This window comes from Pseudomonas sp. LBUM1669 (genome assembly GCF_059695705.1).
This window is the reverse complement of record NZ_CP166784.1, coordinates 1,669,260-1,690,257: the sequence shown is the minus strand read 5'-3', so window position 1 is coordinate 1,690,257 and position 20,998 is coordinate 1,669,260. Positions and strand designations below refer to the sequence as shown.

Here is a 20,998-nt window from a genome sequence, read left to right as displayed (position 1 = left end):
AGCCTTTTAAAAAAATGGAGTCAGAGCGCGCACGCATGCTTGAGTTCGATCAGGGTCACGCCGTTGCGCTTGAAGCCGTGGCGCAAGTCGGTTTGCAACTCGGCCAGGCTTTGCGGCTCGGTCACTGTGCAACCGAACGCGCGGCCAAGGGAGGCAAAGTCCGGGTTGCGCGGCAGCACGCCAATCGGCTCGATATCCAGCCCGAGCATGTCGTCTCGGATCTGCCCCAGCGCATCGTTGTTCCAGAGCAACACCACCAGCGGGCTGTCCAGTTCTTCGACGGCGGTGGCCAGTTCTTGCGCGGTGTAGAGAAAACCGCCGTCGCCAACCAGCACCAGCCCCGGCCGCTGCGGCGCGCCGAACTTGGCGCCAATGCCCGCCGGCAAGCCATAACCCAGCGTGCCGTAGCCGGTCGGATGCAACCAGCTGCGTGGCGCCAGGCTGTTGAAGGCGTAGTTGCCGGTGTAGGCCAGTTGGGTCATGTCGGTGCTGATGAAGGCATCGTCCGGCAGCTCCGCAGCGATACGTTCGAGAATCGCTTGATGGATCGACTGCAATGGACCGTGGCTGTTTTGCACCGCCTCACGCAGTGCTGCGACGGACGCGATCGCTGCACTGGCATCGCGGTTGGCGGGAGACAGACGTTCCAGCAACGCGGCGAGGGTGTGTTGCGCATCGCCTTGCAGCGCCACCGCGCACGGGTAGAAATCGTTGAACTTGCGCGAGTCGATGTCCACGCGCAGCAGTTCGGCATTCAGCGGCAGACGCTCGCACCAGAAATCGGTGTCGGCCATTTCGGTGCCGACGGCCAGCACCACGTCCGCCTCGGCGATCAACTGCCAGCCGGGTTCCACACACAGGGTCGAGCCGGCGTTGAGCGGTGCATCCGGCGGCAACAGGCCTTTGCCGGCAACGCTGGTGAACAGTGGCGCGGCGAGTCGGGTGCTGATGGCTTGCAGTTCTTGCTGCGCATTCAGCGCACCGCCACCGGCAATGATCATCGGACGTTCGGCGCTTTGCAGTTTGGCGACGGCTTCATCCAACGCAGTAGTTGAAGCGGCGCCACGGCTTGGACGACGCACCACGTCATTGCTCCAGTCGCGGCTGACTTTTGCCGACAACACGTCGAGCGGCACGGAGATGTGCACCGGGCGCGGGCGTTCACTGTCAAACACCGCATAGGCACGAGCGATCAACTCGGGCAGGTCTTCGGCGCTGAGCGCCACCGCCGAGAACGCGGTGATCGGCGCGGTGATTGCGCGCTGGTCCTGGGTTTCGTGCAGGCAACCCCAACCTTTGCCGAGACTGGCGGTGTGGTTGACGCTGGAAATCACCAGCATCGGAATTGAGTCGGCGTAGGCCTGGCCGATACCGGTCGCGGCATTGGTCACGCCCGGCCCGGTGATGATGAAGCACACGCCCGGTTTGCCGCTGACCCGCGCGTAGCCGTCGGCCATGAAACTGGCGCCTTGCTCGTGGCGCGTCAGCACATGGCGAATGCCGCTGCCGGGCAGGCCACGGTACAACTCCAGCGTGTGTACGCCGGGGATTCCGAACACGGTGTCGACGCCGTAGTTGGCCAGCAGACGTACCAGGGCCTGGCCGCCGGTCAATGTTGTGCTTTGCATGTTTACTTCCTCACTCGTGGCCGAGGCGAATCAACGCATCGACCGCAGTCGTGCCATCGGCACCGACCAACAATGGGTTCACATCGAGTTCCAGCAACTGCCCGGCGTTCTCGCAGGCGTAATCCGCCACTGCACGAATCGCCGCCACCAGGGCGTCCAGATCCGCCGCTTCGCGACCGCGAAAACCTTGCAGCAACGCCGCGCTGCGCAGGCTCAACAACGCTTGGCGAATCGCGCCATTGGTGGTCGGCAGCAACAGGCTGCGACTGTCCTTGAGCAACTCCACCAGAATCCCGCCCGCGCCGATGACCAAGGCCAGGCCGAAGTCGTTTTCGCGTTTGATGCCGACGATCAATTCGGCCAACGGCGGTTTGGCCATCGGTTCCAGCAGCACCTGATCGAATGGCACCTGCGGCGCGTAATCGGCAATGCTCGCGCGCATTTTTTCCAGTGCTGCGCTCAGGGCGGCGGCATCCTTGAGGTTCAACGCCACGGCGCCGGCTTCGGTTTTGTGCGGCAGTTGGGCACTGACCGCTTTCAATACCAACGGATAACCCAGCGCGTTGGCGTCGCTCAACGCCTTGTCCGGGGTGCTCAACACGCCGTTGGGCGTCTGCAGGCCGAAGGCGCGCAACGCTTTTTTGGAATCCCATTCATTGAGCAAGCGACCTTCGCCTTCCAGCGCCTGCGGGCAGTGCGGCACCAGCGCCGACTCACCGAGCGCCAGCAACGCCTGACGGTTGCGTTGATAGCCCGCGATTCGGCCCCACGCCGCCAGCCCGTCTTCCACCCCTTGCAACGCCGCCACGCCTTGGGCGTGCAGACGTTCGCGAGCGTGGGGCGGCAGCAATTCAGGGAAGGCCGAAGTGACAAAACCGGTCTTGCCGTGGCGGATCAGGGCAGCGCAGTACAGCTCCAGCAGCAGGTCGCATTCCTTGCGTTCGCCGGTAAATTCCGCCGGGAAATCGAGCACCAGCATCGCCGCATCGGCTTCGGTGCGCAGGGCGCTGTCGAGCATGCGGTTCAAGGCTTCGCCGTCGCCCCAGATCGCCGTGGTGAAATCCAGCGGATTGACCAGGTTGGCGTAGGTTGGCAGCACCTGCGCCAGTTCTCCGATCTGGCCTTCATCGAGTTTGGGCAGATTCAAGTCGTTGCGCTCGGCGTAGTCGGCAATCAGCCCGGCGTCGCCTCCCGAACAGGCCAGCGCAATCAGGCTGTTGCCCGCCGGCAACTTGCCGCACGCCGCCGCTTTCAGGGTTTCGACAAAACTCACCGGGCCACTGACGCGGATCACGCCGAGGCGCTCAAACAGACTGTCGTACAGCGCATCGGAACCGGATAGCGAGCTGGTGTGACTCAGCGCCAGTTCGGCACCGATCTGCGACACGCCGGTTTTCAGGGCGATGATCGGAATGCCCTTCTCCAGTGCCTTGTGCGCGGCGCGGGCGAAACCCGGGACGTTTTTCAGGCCTTCGAGGTGCAAGCCGATGGCTGTGACGCGCGGCTCATCGAGCAACACGTCCATCAATTCAGCGACGCCCAGTTGCGCCTGATTGCCGACCGACGCCATGTAGGCGATGGGCAGCGAGCGGTCGCTCATGGACACGTTGTAGGCAAAGTTGCCGCTTTGGGTCAGGACGGCGACGCCCTTCTCCACCGGTTTGCCGCCATGCGCCACCGGCCACAGCGCGGAGCTGTGCAGGTAGTCGAGCAGGCCGTAGCAGTTGGGGCCGAGCAAGGCCATGTTGCCGGCGGCTTTCAGCAATTGTTGCTGCAAGGCCTGGCCCTCGGCACCGGTTTCGGCGAACCCGGAGGCGTAGCAGATCGCACCGCCTGCGCCCTTGTCGGCCAGTTCGGCAACGCAGGTCAGGGTCAGCTCACGGTTGGTCGCGATGAACACCGCGTCCGGGCCGCACGGCAGTTCGGCAATGCTGCGCACACACGGCACGCCTTCAAGGCTATCGTGCTGCGGATTGACCAGCCACATCTCGCCAAGGTAACCGCCGTCGGCGCAGCGCTTGAGCGCGCGGGCCATGCTGCGGCCACCGATAAACGCCAGGTGGCGCGGTGCGAGCAAGCGTTTGAGGTTGTCACGAATCGTTTGCGACATAGCAATTCTCCGGGCCGGTCAGCGCAACAGTGGCCGCAGCAATTCGCGGGAAATGATGTGGCGCTGGATCTCCGAGGTGCCTTCCCAGACGCGCTCGATCCGCGCGTTGCGCCAGATGCGTTCCACCGGGCATTCGTCCATCAGGCCCATGCCGCCAAAGATCTGCACCGCCTCATCGGCGACCTTGCCGAGCACTTCACTGGCGAACAGCTTGGCCATGCCGGCCTCGCCGTCGGTCATGGTGCCCTGGTCCATTTTCCAGGCGGTGTGCAAGGTCAGCAGCTCGGCGGCGCGGATCTGCGTGACCATGTCGGCGAGCTTGAACGAGATGCCCTGATAGGTGCCGATCGGCTGGCCGAATTGCTTGCGGTCCGCGGCCCATTGCAGCGACACATCGAGCGCGCGTTGCGCCTGGCCGACGCAGTTGGCGGCGACCATCACCCGCCCGGCGGTGAGCCAGGCGTTGGCCACGTCCCAACCCTTGCCGACTTCGCCCAACACTTTGTTGGCGGGGACGCGGCAGTCGTCGAAGAACATTTCAAAGGTGTGGTAACCGCGGTTGCTCACGCACTTGGGACCACGGCGAATGGTCATGCCCGGCGTGTCGCGGTCGACTAGGAACGAGGTCACGGCGTTGCGCTGTTTGCCGTTGTGTTCGTAGGTGTCGGTGACGGCGAAAACGATGGCGAAATCGGCGTGGCCGGCGTGGCTGATGAAGTGCTTGCTGCCATTGAGAATGAAGTCATCGCCATCGCGCACGGCGCGGGTCTTGATCGCGTTGGCGTCAGAACCGGCACCCGGCTCGGTCAGCGCGAAGCAATCGATCTTCTCGCCCTGGATGCACGGCAGCAGGTAGTCGTTTATCTGCTCGCCGGTGCAGGCCATGAGGATTTTCGAAGGCCGCGCGACGAACACATGCAGCGCCCATGAAACCTTGGACAGTTCACGCTCGATCAGCGCCTGGGACAAGTAATCGAGGCCGCCACCGCCCACTTCTTCCGGCATGTTGAAGGCATAGAAACCCGCCGCAATCGCCTTGCCACGGATCTGTGCCGCCAGCTCCGGGGAGACTTCGTCGGCGCGGTCGACCGCTTCCTCATGAGGCAGCAGTTCCTTGGCGACAAAGCTGCGTACCGCGTCCACCAACATGTCTTGTTCTTGGGTCAGTTGGAAATTCATGGGGCTACCTGTTGTTCATGTGCTGAGTAGGTGTACGAGGCCAGTCATCGGGCCTATTGGCCGCTGAAGTGTGCCGGGCGTTTTTCGATGGCGGCGCGCAAGGCTTCGGCGCCGTCTTTGCTGCGACCGCAAAGCAGGCCGGCGGCGAGCTCGGCTTGCAGTTGCTCCGGCAGGCTGCGCTGGGCGCCTTCGCGCATGAGTTTTTTGGTCTGGGCGAAAGCGAACGTCGGACCGTTGGCCAGGCGCGTGGCCAATTCAGTGGTCACATCGTGCAGTTGATCATCGGCGCAAACTTCACCAACGAGACCGGCGGCCAAGGCACGATCAGCCCCCCACAACTCGTCGAGGAACAGCAGGCGCTTGGCTTGTTCAGTGCCGATCAGGCGCGGCAGATGCCAGCTGGCACCGGCATCCGGCGAGTAGGCCATGCTGGTGTAGCCAGCCTTGAAGCGCGCCGATTGCGCGGCGATGCGCAGATCGCAACACAGCGTCAGGTCCATCCCGGCGCCGACGGCCGTGCCGTTGATGGCGGCGATGGTCGGTTTTTCCAGGCTGTACAAACGGCTCATCAGTGCGTGGGCGGTTTCGGTCCAGCCGTAGCTTTCGAGGGCGCCACGGGCTTCGGCTTCGGCCCACTCGGCGAGGTCCGCGCCGGAGCAGAAACTGCGGCCGCTACCGGTCAGCACCACGACTCGAACGGCGGGATCGGCGTTGTACTCGTCGAGCAAGGCGTGCAGGTTTTTCAGGGTCGGAATGTCCAGCGCATTGCGCTGAGCGGGGCGATCGAGGGTGATCCAGGCCACGCCTGCTTTTACCTGGCAGAGCAGAGAAATGTGAGTAGTCATGCGAATCCTCGAATTATTGTGTTTGGCGTGAGGTGATGCGACTTGAGGCCATACTAAACGAGTGTTCAGTAAGACGGCAATTGGCAAGAAAATAGGCTGTAACAACGCCATTCACTTAATAAGTAGTTGATTTTATTTAATTAATTAGTGGCTACCGACCTTTCGCCGACCGCGCTGTTACAACTTTGAACAAATGCGTGCCGCATCGCCGATTTACAGCCCGCCGCAAACAACTGTGGGAGTGAGCCTGCTCGCGATGACGGAATCCGGTTCAACATCTCTGTTGACCGATCCACCGTCATCGCGAGCAGGCTCGCTCCCACATGGTTTTGTCTTGGTGTGTGCGGTTACGCCGTCGGCAAGCTCGGTGCCAGCGCCGCCTGGCGCTTGCGTTGAGTCAGGAAATACGCGGCGTAGCACACCGCGATAAACCCGAAGCCCCAATACAGCGAAGGACGTTGCGTCTCATCCAATGCCAGGAACACGAACAGCGAACAGCACAACGCGATGCACGTCAGCGGCAACAGCGGAAACCACGGCGCGCGGTATTTCAGGTCGCTGAGCTTGCCGCCATCGCGCAGGTAAGCCTTGCGGAATTTGTACTGCGCCAGTGCGATCACGATCCAGGTCACCGTGCCCGACATACCGCTCACCGCCATCAGCACCATGAACAGCGTGTCGGCCGCGACGAAACTGGTCATCAACGACACCAGCGCGAAGCACAAGGTGATGCTCAGCGCCCGCAACGGCACGCCGCGCTTGCTCAACGGCGACAGGCTTTTCGGCGCCATGCCGGTCTTGGACATCGCCCACAGAGTGCGCGTCGAGGCATACAGGCCCGAGTTGCCCACCGACAAAATCGCCGTAAGAATCACAAAGTTCATCAAGTCAGCCGCATAAGGAATGCCGACCATGTCGAACACCTGCACGAACGGACTTTCCATCAACCCGGCCTGCTGCCACGGCACGATCGCCGACAGCACCACGATCGCCAGCACATAGAAAATCAACACGCGAAACACCACGTTGCGCACGGCGCGCGGGATGCTTTTTTCCGGCTGGTCGGTTTCGCCAGCGGCCACGCCCATGATCTCGCAGCCCTGGAAGGCATAGACCACAGTCATCATCACTGCGAACACCGCCGACAAACCGTTGGGGAACAGCGAGTCGCCGATCAGGTTGGTCATCATCGGTGCCGGGGCGCCGCTGGACAGCGGGATGGCGCCGAAAATCACCAGCACGCCGACCACGATAAAGCCGAGAATCGCCGCGACCTTGATCCCGGAGAACCAGTATTCCGCTTCACCAAAAGCGCGTGTCGCCAACGCATTCAGGCCGAACAGCACCACCACGAACAGCGCCGACCAGTACCAGATTGGAATGGTTGGAAACCAGCGTTCCATCAGCATGCCTGCCGCCGTGAACTCCAGGCCCACAGTGGTCGCCCAACTCATCCAGTACACCCAGCCGATCATAAACCCGGTGGCCGGCCCGATGTATTGGGTCGCGTGGGTTTGAAAAGAGCCGGAAACCGGCATGTGCACGGACAGTTCGCCCAGGCACACCATCACCAGGTACATCAGGAAACCGGCGACCAGGTAGGCCAGAATCGCCCCCACCGGCCCGCCCTGATTGATCGTCAAGCCAGAGCCCATAAACAGCCCGGTGCCAATCACGCCGCCCAGGGACAACATGAAAATGTGCCGGCTCTTCAGGGCGCGGGTCAGATGGATGCCTTTGCGTTCGGTAGCTTCGCTCATATCGGCACCTCAATAATCAGCAAGGTGCGCGTGGCGCAAGGATGGATGAGCTTTACGGCAGTTCATTATTATTATCTCCAATAAGCTTCGAATACCGCGCTGGGGCGGTTGTCTCGATTATTGGAAGACCATGTAAGCTCGCGTTGACCTTAAAGCTCGAAGTTGTGAAAAGTCGTAACAAACTTGTACGTCAGGGGTGCAGCAGGTCGGTCAGCGTCTGTTGCGACTGCTGCAATTGCGCATGAACCTGCGGCGCCAATGCGCGCAACCTTGATTCGTCGTTGACCAGCGCGGCCTCTTCCAGCGCGCGTAAAACAGTGGCCAACGCACGGAAGCCCAATGAGTCGCTGCTGCCGGCCAGGCGATGCGCCAGGTGAGCGACTTCGGTGCAGTCGTCGGCCTCGATCGCTTCGGTAAGCGCTTCGCGATGCTGACTGATCGAGTCGCGCAACACCGCCAGCAATCCCTGGAGTTTCTGTTCGCCGAGCAAGGTGCGGTGAGTGTCCAGCAGCGGCCAATCCATCGTCTCGTCAACAGGTTGCGGCGCGGGTATTGGTGAATGCCCGGCCAGGGCCTGACGCAGATTGTCGAGCTTCAGCGGTTTGGCGAGGATGCCGTCCATCCCGGCATCCAGATAACCGCGCACCAGCGCCGGTTGCACACTGGCGGTCAGGGCGAAGATGCGGTTTTGGCGGTTCGGGCCTTCGGTGCGGCGTATCAGCGTGCACAACTCGACGCCGCTGATGCCCGGCAGGTGAACGTCGAGCAGGATCAAATCGAACGCCTGCCCGGCGCATTGCATCAGCGCTTGTTCGCCGTCTTCAGCGAGCCAGACCTGATGCCCGTCCCGTTGCAGCAAGCCGCTGACCACTTCACGGTTCAGCGCCACGTCCTCGACCACCAGAATCTTCAGCGGCCTGCCGGGTTCGCTGCTGGACGCCACATCGGTGATGCCGGTCGACGGTTGCAACGTCACTTCGAACCAGAAACAGCTGCCCTGCCCGACCTGACTGTCAACACCGATCTGCCCGCCCAACTGCTCCACCAGATGTTTGCAAATGGCCAATCCGAGACCGGTTCCGCCGAAGCGCTGCGCCACCTCCTCACTGGCCTGAGTGAAGCGCTCGAAAATCTTTTCCTGCACCGCCGGCGCAATGCCAATGCCGTTGTCCGTCACGCTCACGCGCAGCCGTTGCCCGGTCTGTTGCGGGTCGGGAGCCAGCAGCACGACCTCAACTCTGACCTCTCCACCCTCGGTGAACTTGATCGCGTTGGCCAGCAAATTGCTCAACACCTGACGCAAGAATTGTTCGGCGCCGTGGTGACGATCAGCGACCTGCGGATCCATCCGGCAGTGCAGCGTCGAGTCGTTGCTCAACGCCCGCGGTTCCAGCAGCGTCAGCACCTCATCCAGCAACTGTCGGAGCGAAAAATCGACGGGTTCCGGGTGGCTGACGCCCTCCTCCAGCCGCGCGAAATACAGCACTTCGTTAAGAATCGACAACAACCCTTCGCCCGCCTTGTACAACGCATCCAGACGTTTTCCGTTGCGCTCATCCAGGTGGGCGTCACGCAGCAATTCGGCCATGCCAAGGATGCCGTTGAGCGGCGTGCGCAGTTCGTGGCTCATGGTCGCCAGGAATCGTGATTTCGCGAGGTTGGCCGCTTCGGCTTCATCCTTGGCACGCATCAGGCTGGCGGTGCGGCGCTCGACCATTCGGAACAGTTCATCGCGGTTGTCTTGCAGGGCCAGTCGATCAGTTTCCCGGCGGTCAATGTCACTTAGGATCGCCCGACGCATGTCGTCCAGCGCATAGGCCACGGTGTCGATTTCGTCCTCATCAGCGCTACGGCGCTTGTCTAACTGCAAGGGGTCGTGCCAATCACCGGCTGCAACGCGCCGGGCGAACTCGGCCATGACTTGCAAGTGCCGCGTGACCAAGCGGTAAAACAACCCCGACAGCGCCACCGCCAGCCCGCATAAAAACACGCTCATCCATAGCAGGCTGGTCAAACCGGTGGCGTACAGACGTTGATGCACGGCGCCCAGATCGGTGCTGACTTCCAACTGCCCCAGATGCCGCAACGGCCCGGACGGCGGTTGATAGTCCAATTGAAAACGCTCAATGCGCAACGGCCCGAGCGGCTCCGCGTTGCCATGCAGCAGATCGAAATCAGGGCTGATCAGATGCACCTGCGCCACGTCGGAGAAATCCACGAGGCCGCGTAACTGCACATTCAATTGTTCCTGGTTCAAATCCCAGAGACTGCGCTCCAGACTGGCCAGATAACCGGCGCGAATCAACGCCATGCGCGAATCGATCTCGCGCATCTCGCGGCGGTATTCGAAGTACAACTGCACGGTGCTCGCCAGCACGGTGAAGCACAGGCTGAACAACAGAATGAACAGCAGCAGACGCCGCAGCAGCCCGCCGGGCCGTGCGCCGATCATTTTGAATTCGCCGGCAGGTTGATCATGTCGCGGTACGTGACTTCGCTTTCGTCGAGCAATCGCTCGACCTCTCCGGCATCGACCATGCGCTTGAGTTGCGCATCGATGTCCGGCATGCGGCTGGCCAGCGGAGAATGGCGTGATACCGCAATCCGCAGGTAGTCCACGCTCAAGGAGGTCGGCAGTGCGACGATGTCTTGCGCGCCCGGCAGATTCTCGACGTAAAGCTCGCCGGTGCGTCGCTCCGAAGTGATGAAGTCGATGCGCCCGCGAATTAATTTGCCGAAATTCTGGCGGCTGTCAGAGACCCATTCGATGTTCTGGTACCGAGCAACCAAGCGGTCGAATTCCACGCCGAAACTTTCACCGAACAACAGCCCGCCACGGTAATGGGCCAAGTCCTCCAGACGCTCGAATTTCACCGGACGCTGGCGGTTGATGAACAGTGCGACCTCTTCACGCAGCACCGGCACCGTGGAAAACATCATGCTCTGCTCGCGTTGCACGGTGTTGTAGGCCAACACCACATCGACCCGGCCTTCAGCGGCGTCGAGCAGGCAGCGTTTCCAGTTGCCGAGCACGACGATGTCGACTTCATAGCCCAGTTTTTCGAAGAGGTTTTTCACCACGCTCGGCGCCAGGCCGCGCACCTGCTTGCCGTCACTCCAGGAGATTGGCGGGTAGACCGGATAGTCGCAGTAGCGAATCTTTTCCGCCGCCATCGTGCTGTGGGCGACCACCCCCAGCAGCAGCGCAAACAGCCGCCACATAAAAGTCAGGCCGCCACGCTGGCAGTGAACAGGTACCCGGCGCCGTGGATGGTGATGATCAACTGCGGCTCGGCCGGGTCGTCGTGCAACTTGCGTCGCAGACGTCCGACGAGCACGTCGATGGAACGATCATTGGGCACCCACTCGCGGTTGCGGATGTGGTCCATCAGCTGATCGCGGCTCAAGGTATGGCCGCTGTTGCGCAGGAACACGCTGAGCAACTGGTATTCGCCGTGGGTCAGCAGGGTTTCGCTGCCAGAGGGGTCGATCAGCCGTCGGCGATCGGTGTCCAGCGCCCAGCCGGCGAATTGTTTGACCGGTTTTGCGATGGCTGCAACCGCCTGGGGCACCTGCGCGTGACGAACCCGGCGTATCAGGTTTTTCGCCCGGGACACCAGCTCGCGTGGGTTGAGGGGTTTGATCACGTAGTCATCGGCACCGCATTCGAGGCCGACGATACGATCGATTTCATCGTTGCGCCCGGTGATCAGAATGATCCCGACTTCCGAGCGGACCCGCAGCTCCCGGGTCAGGGTCAGCCCGTCCTTGCCGGGCAAGCGGATATCGAGCATTACCAGATCGACCGTCTGGGTCGCCAGAAAGGTTTCGGCCAGCTCCGCGGTCGCGGCGCAATGCACCTCATAACCTTCCTGGCTCAAGTAAGCCTGCAGCAGTTCGCGAATCAACGGATCGTCGTCGACGATCAATACTCGAGGAGTCATCGCATGGTGTCCTGCGTGTGCCCGTAGGCGTGTTTCTTATTAGAGTTTTTTCCTGCACCGACGCCTGAGAGTATCCATTGCTGAACGATCGATCAACAGCCCGTCGTCTGTAAACAGAAACGCTGACGTCCACCTGCCTGTAAACCATCAACCCAGGCTTCGCAGATCTGCATGCCCTGCTCAGGGGTAAATGTTCCGGGGTTGAGTCCAGACTCCAGCCACAACCCGTCGAGCAGAGCACTGAGGCTGATGGCCGCCAGATCGGCGTCGAAGTGTTCCCAGCCCTCTTCATGCGCCAGTTCGGTCAGCACCTTGCGCAAAATGCCGCGATACTCGCCATAGGATTGTTCGTGCGCGAGGTTGATCGCCTCCGCAGTCTTGACCGCGCCCCAGAACGCCAGCCAGGCATCGAGCAGTTGCGGGTCCAGCAGTTCAGCGGAAAACGAGCCGCGGAAGAACGCTGACAGACGCTCGCGGGCATTGGGGGCTGCCTGTTCCATGGCGGCGCGCAGCAACCCCATGACCCGACCGGTCACTGCCAGGTAGGCCTCGGCGACCAGTTCGTCCTTGCCGGAATAGTGATGACTGATCAGACCGACCGAGACACCGGCCTCGGCGGAAATCTTGCGTATTGATGCGCCCTGGAAGCCGTCGCGCTTGAGGCACACGAGCGTGGCCTCGATGAGATTGGTTTTGCGCAGCTCCGGCGTCATTCTGGAAAATCGGACTTCCTGAGTCATGGGGCGGCGTTCCTGGAGGCGAAGGTTGAGCTCTGGATGAGCCGTTCGCGAGCTGAACGACTGTACAGCAACAACCCTCGCCTACTCCAGATGTTGAAGCTTTTTACATATCGGGCAGTACATCAGGTGGAACAATCGCACCGCCCTTCATCACGATCGGTGTTTTTTCAAGGATCGAGATGTCTGCGAGCGGATCACCGTCGACAGCGATCATGTCAGCGAATCGACCCGAACTGACGGCACCGACGTCCGCCTGCCAATTGAGCAGGTCAGCGGCAACGACCGTCGCGGACTGGATGGCCTGCATCGGGGTCATGCCGTACTTCACCATGTAGGCAAACTGTTTGGCATTGGTGCCGATCGGATAAACGCCCGCATCGGTGCCGTAGGCGATTTTCACCCCAGCCTTGACCGCTTTACGAAATGCCTGGCGCTGTACGTCGGTTGTTTCAGTGTTCTTGCGCAAGTAACTTTCAGGCCAGTTTTCCTTGCGCCCCACTTCATCGATGTAGTCACCGTTGTAAATATCCATCACCAGATAAGTGCCGTTGTCTTTCGCCAACTTGATGCCCTCATCATCCAGTAGCGAGGCATGTTCAACGGATCTGACACCTGCGCGGATAGCGGTCTTGATGCCTTCTGCACCATGGGCATGAACGGTGGCATAGCTTTTATGAACCTTGGCCTCCTGTACGACGGCGCGCATTTCTTCTTCGGTCATTTCCATTTGGCCCGGCTCGGTACCTTCGGCCAGTACGGAACCGGTGCCCATCATCTTGATGGTATCGACGCCGTGCTGGAACAGATAACGGGTCTTCAACTTGGCGTCATTGGCATCACGGTAAACGCCGACGCGCATATCCGCCGGAATCTCCACGCCCGGGGCAAATCCGGTCACTTCGCCACCACCTCCCGCGACGGTGATGTAAGCCCCGACGACGTTCATCCGTGGCCCCAGCACCCGATTCGCGTTGATTGCATCACGCAGTGCGACGTCGGTGAAGGCTCGATAAGTGCCCAGGTCATGCACGGTTGTAAAACCCGCACGCAACGTTTGATAGGCGTGTTTCGCGCCCATGAGCGCAACATCCTGAGGGGAATGCAGGAGCGGCTCAGCCACGTTGTTGGTCATGTCCCAGTCGGAGATATGCGTGTGCATATCGATCAGACCCGGCAGGACCGTCTTGGCGGACCAATCAATCACTTTGCTGTCAGCCGGCGGAGCACTCCAAGGTTCCACGGCAACGATGCGTTCACCGTCAATTTTGATGCGTTGATCGGTCAGCACCTTGCCACGCTCGACATCCACCAGGCGGCCGGCATGGATGTACACCGTGCCGGCTTGTGCGGACAACGCCATCGACGACAGCGTAATAGCCAATGCAACACACTTTATTGGAAAGTTTTTCATGTAGAACCTCTTGTTTTGGACGCAGGGCAAACGACTCAGAAGAGATCGAACGGGTATTCGGTAATAATCCGCAGTTGTTTCACACTGTCACCGGTAAAGGCGTGCTCTGCGTAACGCACTCGCACGGACAGATCTTTCAGGGCGCCGCTTTCGACAACGGTTTTTATATCCACATCACGTTCGATCTGTTTATCCCCATGGGCAAAGTAAGCATACAGCCCGTCCGGATCGACTTTTTCATTGTCGATATCAAACCCATAGATATACCGAAGCCCCAGCGTTGTTCGTAAATAGCCAGTCGAGCCAAAATCATATTCGTAGCCAATTCCGACTGACTGTTCACCGGGACCGTTGAAGTCTCCATACTGCGAAGAGTTCGCCAAATAGATCGAGTCCATGTAAGTGCCGTCTGACGACATCAAATAATCAAACGGTTCACTGCCATGCACTTTTTGATAACTCAGCGTAACGGTGTGTGGGCCATTCCCATAGGCCGTCGCCAAGGACCACTCGGTGACATTTATATCACCGGCATTGGCCTGCCCTTGATCCAGCGAACGATAAAGATTGAAGTCGAAGCCGAGTGTTTGTTCATGGGGCAGAGCAAAGCTGTAGTTGGCGTTGAAGTAATACTGGCGCCACAAGTCTTCCGCACGAGACACATAAAAGCCGACACCACCCTCCTCGACGGGTTGGTAGGTCAAACCGGCATAATCGACATCGCCGCTATCTACGCCAGCGTAACCGGCCTTGAAACCACCGTCATGGTTCGTGCTTGTATAACCCCTGGAGGAATAGAAGTGCCCAATATCGATGCTGACTTTGTCGATATCATCGCTTAACAACTGAATGCCTCTGGTCGTCATCGGCATGAGGCGCAAATCGGGTGTTGCAAAAACAGGGTTATAGGGACGCAAATCGCCATACTTGATAACTGTGTTTGACCATTTCATTTTTACAGAACCATTGAGTGTCGATGACTCTGTTCTTTCACCCTCACCCTCGGCAGGAAACATTCCCGTCCCCACCGTGCCACGGCCACCATCCAGTTTGTAGGCGGTATAGGCACTTGCATCGATACCGAATCCGATTTCACCTTGTGTAAAACCGGATTGATAGTCCATCAAAAAGCCCTGCCCCCAACCTCGCGCATCGGGATAATCGGACAGTGAATTTCGATTGAAGTACATATTGCGTGCCAGTACTTTGGCTGCCCCACCCTCGACAAAGCCTTCTTGAGGATCGGCAGCCTGCGCTTCCAGCGAACTTGCTGACATTGAAACTACAAACATACCCAACAGGGAACGCTTCTTCATTGATGGCCTCAGGACTTGTTTATTATTGTTTTATGCAACGCCTGTACAACCCAATGGTAGTCAGAGCCAATCCGTAAATAACAGCATTGAAATGTATAGAATTGACGATCATTTGTAAGCCGAGTAACAGCATGTAATGTTGCCGACACATAAAAAACAAAGGCCCTGCCGTGCATTCCCAGGCTCGTCCCCCGGGAGTCATGCAGAGAGGAATCGCTTGAGGACGCCAGTAAAAAAATTATTTGATTTTTTACTAGAGGTAAATTCTTATAGAAAAATAATAATGCCGAAAACCGGCCTTTCGGCTTCAGCCTGCCTGGAGTAATCGCACCATGTCGACCGTTTCCCCTGCCTTCGCGCACCTGTTCGAACCCTTGCAACTGCGTGGCAAACGCCTGAAAAACCGCATCATGTCCAGCGGTCACGACACCTCGATGCCCACCGAAAACCTGGTCAACGAGCAACTGATCGCCTACCACACCGCACGAGCCGAAGGTGGCGTCGGGCTGATTGTGTTGCAAGTGGCCGGCGTGCACGACAGCGCGCGGTACACCTCGCACGTGCTGATGGCCACCGACGACGCTTGCATCGAGGGCTATCGAACGATCGCTGAGCGTTGCCATGCGCATGGCACCGTGGTGCTGTCGCAGATCTTCCATCCGGGTCGGGAAATCATGGAATCCAGCGATGGCTTGCTCGCTGTCGCTTACTCGCCTTCGGCGGTGCCTAACGAACGGTTTCGGGTGATGCCGCGTGCGCTGGATCAAGCGATGATCGACGAGATCGTCGCCGGTTACGGCGCCGCTGCCCGACGCCTGTATCAGGCCGGAATCGACGGTGTGGAAGTGGTCGCCAGCCATGGCTACCTGCCGGCGCAATTCATCAACCCGCGTGTCAACCGTCGCACCGATGGCTACAACGGCGAGCTGGAACAGCGCCTGCGTTTCCTGCGTGAAGTGATCGCTGCGGTGCGCGCCAACACTGATGAGCACTTCATCATCGGCCTGCGCATTTCCGCCGACGAACGCGATCCCGAAGGGCTGACCGAGGACGAATCCCTGGCCGCCGTGCAATCGCTGCAGCTGATTCTGGATTACGTGCACATCGTCGCCGGCACCTCGGCGTCTTTAGGCGGCGCTGTGCACATCGTGCCGCCGATGGCGATTGAAGCCGCTTATCTGGCCAAGGAAGCCGGAACGTTCAAGGCCGGGTTGTCGATTCCGCTGTTCGTCACCGGGCGCATCAACCAGCCACAAGAAGCTGAACTGATTCTGGCCCGCGGCCAGGCTGATGTCTGCGGCATGACCCGCGCGCTGATCTGCGACCCGCAAATGCCTAACAAAACCGGTACCGGCCACGTCGACGACGTGCGCGCCTGCATCGCCTGCAACCAGGCGTGCATCGGCCACTTCCACAAAGGCCTGCCGATTTCCTGCATCCAGCACCCGGAAACCGGGCGTGAACTGATCTTCGGCCAGCAGCAACCAGCCGCCCGACGCAAACGCATCATGATCGCCGGCGGCGGACCGGCCGGGATGAAAGCCGCCGCCGTGGCCGCCCAGCGTGGACATGACGTGACCCTCTACGAAGCCAGCTCGCAACTCGGCGGCCAGGTCTTGCTGGCGCAATTGCTACCTCGACGTGCCGAGTTCGGCGGCGCCAGCACCAACCTGCAACGTGAAATGGAACTGGCCGGGGTGCGCGTCGTGCGCAACACCCGTGTCGACCGGGCGTTGGTCGAACGCGAACGGCCGGACATGGTGATCGTCGCTACCGGCGCCGAACCGTATTGGCCGGCCTTCGAGCGCGGCGGCGAATTGCAGGTCGTAGACGCTTGGCAAGTGCTGCGCGAGGAGGTGCAAATCGGTCGTTCCGTGGTGGTCGTCGACTGGCGCGCCGACTGGATCGGCCCCGGCATCGCCGAACGACTGGTACGCGCCGGGCACCAGGTGCAACTCGCCGTCAACGGCACCCATTGCGGGGAAAACCTGCCGCTGTATGTGCGCGATCAACTGGCCGGCGAACTGCACAAACTCGGCATCCCGATCACCCCCTACGCCCGCCTGTACGGCTGCGACGACAACACCGTCTACCTGCAACACACCGCCAGCGGCGAACCGATGCTCTTCGAAAACATCGACACTCTGGTGCTCTGCCAGGGCCATCAACCCGTCGATACCCTCGGCGCCGAGCTGCAAGGCCTGGTGGAATTCCGTCGCATCGGCGATTGCCTCGCGCCTCGCACCGCCGAAGAAGCCATCTACGAGGGTTTGAAAGTCGCCTGGGAGCTTTAAGGCTGTTTATACTCCGGGGCTTTTACACACCCCGGTTTGGAGCACGCCATGAGCAACAGCAGCAAGATGCCGCCTGCCAGCAGCGCGCCCACACAGGACAGCGCCACGGCAGAACCGCATTTTCTCGGCACACGAATTCGTGGGTTGCGTAAACGTCGTGGCATGACCTTGGCGGAGCTGGCGCAGATGAGCGAGCTGACGGCGGGATATATCAGCCAGCTGGAAAGGAATCTGGCCTATCCCTCTATTCCTGCGCTGTTCAATATCGCTCGTAGTTTGGGAGTGACCATTCAATGGTTCTTTGCCAGCGAGGGCAATACGGCGCCTGAAGATAATGGCGTTGTGGTGCGCAAGAACACTCGGATGAGCGTGCATTATGAGGATGGGATTGTGGATCAGTTGCTGACGCCGCAGCCGAATCGGCAGTTGGAGATGCTGCATTCACGGTTTCCGCCCGGGACTTACAGTCAGCAGAGTTACAGCCATGAAGGGGAAGAGGCCGGGTATTTGCTGTCGGGGAATTTTGAGCTTTGGGTGGGGGAGCGGCACTTCCAGCTGAGGGAGGGGGACAGTTTCAGCTTTTCGAGCCAGGAGCCGCATCGGTATGGGAACCCTGGGAAGGTGGATGCGGTGGTGATCTGGGTGATTACGCCCCCTTCGTTTTGAGGGGCTGGCGACCTCAGAGCGGAGACAAAATCAGGGTGTCGGCAAATTGCACGAAAAAACCGGCGTTTAGCCGGTTTTTCTTTTTACTCGCTCATTTACAACCAACCGAACCCTTTTCCCATCATGGCTGCCAAGCCCAGCGCCGTGGTGATCAACGCGCCGAACAGTAAACGAAAATCCGTTCGAGCTTCTTTGCGGTGCTCCCGAAAATCCGTTCGAGCCTCTTGACGGTGCTCACGAAACTCCACGCGAAGGTCACCAATGTCACGCCGGACGTATTCGATATGCGTCTCAAGTTTGGATACTCGCGGTTCCAATGGGTTTTCTCCTGGAGGACCTGGTGGTCTTCGTCCATTCTCGTCAGTGCCACTTCTTTTGTTGCTCGGGAAGCGGTCGGGGTAATGCTCATCAAGGTTTACCAGCACGAAAGGTTCACTCATCGCAGACCTCCAGCGCTACGGTTTTGCTGCTGTCTTCGACGACGATATCTGCCAGCACATTGAGCGAATGCAGGCGAATAAATCCGCAGTACTTGCAATTAAGCATCACCGCCGGCGTGCCGGAGCGTAAATACTCTTTGCCACACGCCCAAGGCAACCCTACACCCGTCGCCCCGGCCTGGAGTGGTAACTCCCACTCATCATGCTCACAGAACGGGCACCCGGTATTCTTTATTCGCGCTTTGAAAATGTTGGCCAACCGCCCGGTATCCAGATGAAGATCCCCAGGCATTGGCTTGCCTCGTGACACCCCGGTCTGATCATCACTCTGAAAACCATCTTCACTGCCGCTGTACATCGCTACCTCCTCCTTGAGGGAATAAATCATCGATTAACCGATCAACCAGAAGATGGTGCGTAACGTCCAGCCACCTGCTCGACCACGAAGTCATTACGGATGCCTTCGCTGAAAAACGAATATACCTTCGATCAATCTCGGACGTATCCGCGTGCGAAGTAGGACGATTCTCTTGTTTGTGTCAGCCCGGAATTACACCTGTGAGATCCGTCCACGGGGCTCTTGCGAAAGCTGCCAGCGCAAGGTCACAGGTTTCTCTGATGAGTGGGGTCTTCGGTTGAAAAGGTCAGTGGCCGTTCCGGCATTGCACCGGCATCGCCTTCAGGTTCTGCTTGAGGTCTGGAAATGATCGGGGCCACCAGTCGCAACACACCCCTTTCAATCAATGAGAGAAGTCCAAAAGTAATGAAGCCAAAAATCAGCCCGACAACCAGAATGCTCAATGGGTGGATTTTCACGGCGTCGGAGCTTTCCAGCATGTAGAAAAAAGCCTGAACAGCGACGGCCACGCAGGCCGCCAGGGCTGCTATCAGCTTGATAATCAACCAAAGCCGCCGCCATCTGTTCATGCGTCCCCCCGCTATCCGGTGATTTAGCGTTTTATTGCATGATAGCTAATGACTGGGATGCGCTGTGTTTTCCAGATCCATCTGCGCGGCCCTGACCGCTCGTCGAGATAAAAACGGAGACACCAGAAACAAAAAAGCCCCGTAACTTTTCAGCTACGGGGCTTTTTCTATGTAATGGCGGAGAGATAGGGATTCGAACCCCTTCTTGCGTCCCTGCATACCGCTCAAGGCCAAAAAATACGGTGGTTCCGTACTTTGTTCGTGGCGCTCTGCGGTCTATGGCGGCCCTGAATCTGCCCTAATTTTGCCCTAAACCTCTCTCCAATGCCGCTGCTATGCTTAGGCTTTCTCGAAAGGAGTCGACCCCATGTCAGGTGATTACTCACTACCCGATGTACTGGAAAGGATCTATGACAATCAGCTCGCCTTGGAAGCGGCGGTAATGGAGCTGACGTTGTGGGCGGAACAGAGTGCTTCGCCAGAGGTAGGGGACAATATCCGTGGAGCACTGGAAGCAATTGGGGAAAACGCGGGCCACATCAAACAAGGTTTGGCCAAGCTCAAGGGGTCGTATCTTGGCTAACCCAGTGAGGCCAGCATAGTTTCTGTTCGCCCTCTCTGATCCTATTGACTCACCGGACGAGAAATGATCGCATCATGCCCATCAGTACATTAGAGCGCGCGACAATGCCTGAAGCTTTTTATAAGTACATGACTTTTAGCACCGCAAACATTGTTCTTGAAAACCGAACACTCCGCTGGAGCACTCCAGCCACTTTAAATGACCCTTACGACATCCAGTTTGATCTTCGCATTAACTTTGATCGTGAAAAAGTACTCCACCATGCACTAGACAAACTATGGAAGGCATTCACTGGCGAGCTCACCGGCCATCCAGATAGCCAAATGTCAGTCCAAATGAATCTCCTGAGACCACTTCTCCGAGGAATGCCTAAAAATCACTTCACGAAAAAAATGAAAGAAGGCATAAAAAACTCATTTGCAGCACTCGACAGAGATATCCACCAGACATACCAAACCACAAGGGCGCATCTCTCCACTACAAAAATATTATGTTTAACAGACTCGCCTACCAATCAACTTATGTGGGCGTACTATGCCGACAGCAGTAAAGGCGTGGTGTTACGATTCCAAGATGAACCAGGGGCAGACAGCCCATATCAAATGGCGAAGCTAATGTCCTACACGCCTGATATTCCGATGTTATTTGAGGAAAACGAACTTTCTGACTTCTTGGCTGGATTAGTGATCTTTGATCCTTCCAAGCGAATAAACACATTAATTTATACAAAGTCGGATGCATGGAAGCATGAGAATGAATGGAGAATTTTCGCTGGGGACGGGCGCAACAAATTTGCTCCTTATGAAGATTGCAGGTTTGGCGCTAGAGAGCTCACAGGTGCAGTATTTGGCTGCCGGATGCCACCTGAACAGAAAACTGCATTATCATTAACTATCAAGCGCCTCTATCCACATGCAGAAATCTTTCAAGCAGTCCCAGCCAATCATTCCTTCCAGCTGGAACTTCTCCCCTTCACCGAAGTTTGAGGATGTACTACTATCCCTCTCAATCGTTATCAGCTTCCCAAGCTGATAACGAGGGTTCGATTCCCTTCACCCGCTCCACTGTTTTCAAGGCCTCCAGCCTTACCCGCTTCAACTAGGTGTCTGTTCAGGTGTCTGTTTCTATTTTTCTAAGATTCCGACCGAACCGAAA

Annotated in this window: 18 protein-coding genes; 4 read left to right on the top strand and 14 right to left on the bottom strand. The window is 58.7% G+C overall.

What is annotated here, in order from left to right; all coding sequences use genetic code 11:
* Positions 1 to 20 precede the first annotated feature (20 nt).
* From ACA051_RS07845 to ACA051_RS07795, 11 genes are all read right to left on the bottom strand, one after another.
* Complete coding sequence (locus ACA051_RS07845; protein ID WP_497374282.1) at positions 21 to 1,628, bottom strand: 5-guanidino-2-oxopentanoate decarboxylase; 1,608 nt, start codon at positions 1,626 to 1,628, stop codon at positions 21 to 23.
* Positions 1,629 to 1,638: 10 nt separating this feature from the next.
* A complete protein-coding gene (locus ACA051_RS07840; RefSeq protein WP_497374281.1) occupies positions 1,639 to 3,738 on the bottom strand; it encodes an acetate--CoA ligase family protein in 2,100 nt (699 codons plus the stop codon).
* A gap of 18 nt (positions 3,739 to 3,756) precedes the next feature.
* Complete coding sequence (locus tag ACA051_RS07835) at positions 3,757 to 4,917, bottom strand: acyl-CoA dehydrogenase family protein (RefSeq protein ID WP_010462188.1); 1,161 nt, start codon at positions 4,915 to 4,917, stop codon at positions 3,757 to 3,759.
* Between the two features lie 53 nt (positions 4,918 to 4,970).
* Positions 4,971 to 5,762, bottom strand: coding sequence for an enoyl-CoA hydratase/isomerase family protein (locus ACA051_RS07830; RefSeq protein WP_497308955.1), 792 nt, complete (start codon positions 5,760 to 5,762; stop codon positions 4,971 to 4,973).
* A 347-nt stretch (positions 5,763 to 6,109) separates the two neighbouring features.
* On the bottom strand, positions 6,110 to 7,522 hold the full coding sequence (locus ACA051_RS07825) for an amino acid permease (protein WP_497374279.1): 1,413 nt from the start codon (positions 7,520 to 7,522) through the stop codon (positions 6,110 to 6,112).
* A 190-nt stretch (positions 7,523 to 7,712) separates the two neighbouring features.
* Complete coding sequence (locus ACA051_RS07820; protein ID WP_497374277.1) at positions 7,713 to 9,974, bottom strand: ATP-binding protein; 2,262 nt, start codon at positions 9,972 to 9,974, stop codon at positions 7,713 to 7,715.
* Complete coding sequence (locus ACA051_RS07815; RefSeq protein WP_497374275.1) at positions 9,971 to 10,744, bottom strand: substrate-binding periplasmic protein; 774 nt, start codon at positions 10,742 to 10,744, stop codon at positions 9,971 to 9,973. The genes ACA051_RS07820 and ACA051_RS07815 overlap by 4 nt, the downstream gene beginning before the upstream one ends.
* 5 nt (positions 10,745 to 10,749) lie before the next feature.
* Positions 10,750 to 11,466 carry a response regulator gene (locus tag ACA051_RS07810; protein ID WP_497374273.1) on the bottom strand — a complete coding sequence of 239 codons (717 nt, stop codon included), beginning with the start codon at positions 11,464 to 11,466 and terminating at the stop codon, positions 10,750 to 10,752.
* 92 nt (positions 11,467 to 11,558) lie between these two features.
* Complete coding sequence (locus ACA051_RS07805) at positions 11,559 to 12,206, bottom strand: TetR family transcriptional regulator C-terminal domain-containing protein (RefSeq protein WP_497308947.1); 648 nt, start codon at positions 12,204 to 12,206, stop codon at positions 11,559 to 11,561.
* Between the two features lie 103 nt (positions 12,207 to 12,309).
* Positions 12,310 to 13,587 (bottom strand): Xaa-Pro dipeptidase, encoded by a 1,278-nt coding sequence (locus ACA051_RS07800; protein WP_497374271.1) that lies wholly within the window; start codon positions 13,585 to 13,587, stop codon positions 12,310 to 12,312.
* Between the two features lie 65 nt (positions 13,588 to 13,652).
* On the bottom strand, positions 13,653 to 14,933 hold the full coding sequence (locus tag ACA051_RS07795) for an OprD family outer membrane porin (RefSeq protein WP_497374269.1): 1,281 nt from the start codon (positions 14,931 to 14,933) through the stop codon (positions 13,653 to 13,655).
* 332 nt (positions 14,934 to 15,265) lie between these two features.
* On the opposite strand from ACA051_RS07795, the gene ACA051_RS07790 reads away from it, so the two are divergent.
* Both ACA051_RS07790 and ACA051_RS07785 read left to right on the top strand, forming a co-directional pair.
* Positions 15,266 to 17,227, top strand: a complete 1,962-nt coding sequence (locus tag ACA051_RS07790) for an oxidoreductase (protein WP_497374267.1) — start codon at positions 15,266 to 15,268, stop codon at positions 17,225 to 17,227.
* Between the two features lie 66 nt (positions 17,228 to 17,293).
* The gene (locus ACA051_RS07785) at positions 17,294 to 17,893 is read left to right on the top strand and encodes a cupin domain-containing protein (protein WP_497310554.1); all 600 of its coding nucleotides are present in this window, start codon (positions 17,294 to 17,296) and stop codon (positions 17,891 to 17,893) included.
* A 95-nt stretch (positions 17,894 to 17,988) separates the two neighbouring features.
* On the opposite strand, the gene ACA051_RS07780 is transcribed toward ACA051_RS07785, so the two are convergent.
* The 3 genes from ACA051_RS07780 to ACA051_RS07770 form a co-directional block, all read right to left on the bottom strand.
* The gene (locus tag ACA051_RS07780) at positions 17,989 to 18,333 is read right to left on the bottom strand and encodes a hypothetical protein (protein ID WP_497308939.1); all 345 of its coding nucleotides are present in this window, start codon (positions 18,331 to 18,333) and stop codon (positions 17,989 to 17,991) included.
* Entirely contained in the window at positions 18,326 to 18,691 is a 366-nt protein-coding gene (locus tag ACA051_RS07775; protein ID WP_497374265.1) for a hypothetical protein, read from the bottom strand. Before ACA051_RS07775 ends, ACA051_RS07780 begins: the two co-directional genes overlap by 8 nt.
* Positions 18,692 to 18,936: 245 nt before the next feature.
* Positions 18,937 to 19,260, bottom strand: coding sequence for a hypothetical protein (locus ACA051_RS07770; RefSeq protein WP_497308935.1), 324 nt, complete (start codon positions 19,258 to 19,260; stop codon positions 18,937 to 18,939).
* 367 nt (positions 19,261 to 19,627) lie between these two features.
* Between ACA051_RS07770 and ACA051_RS07765 the strand changes: the two genes are divergently transcribed.
* On the top strand, positions 19,628 to 19,843 hold the full coding sequence (locus ACA051_RS07765; protein WP_497374263.1) for a hypothetical protein: 216 nt from the start codon (positions 19,628 to 19,630) through the stop codon (positions 19,841 to 19,843).
* Positions 19,844 to 19,917: 74 nt separating this feature from the next.
* Complete coding sequence (locus ACA051_RS07760) at positions 19,918 to 20,829, top strand: DUF2971 domain-containing protein (protein ID WP_497374261.1); 912 nt, start codon at positions 19,918 to 19,920, stop codon at positions 20,827 to 20,829.
* Positions 20,830 to 20,998: the final 169 nt, after the last annotated feature.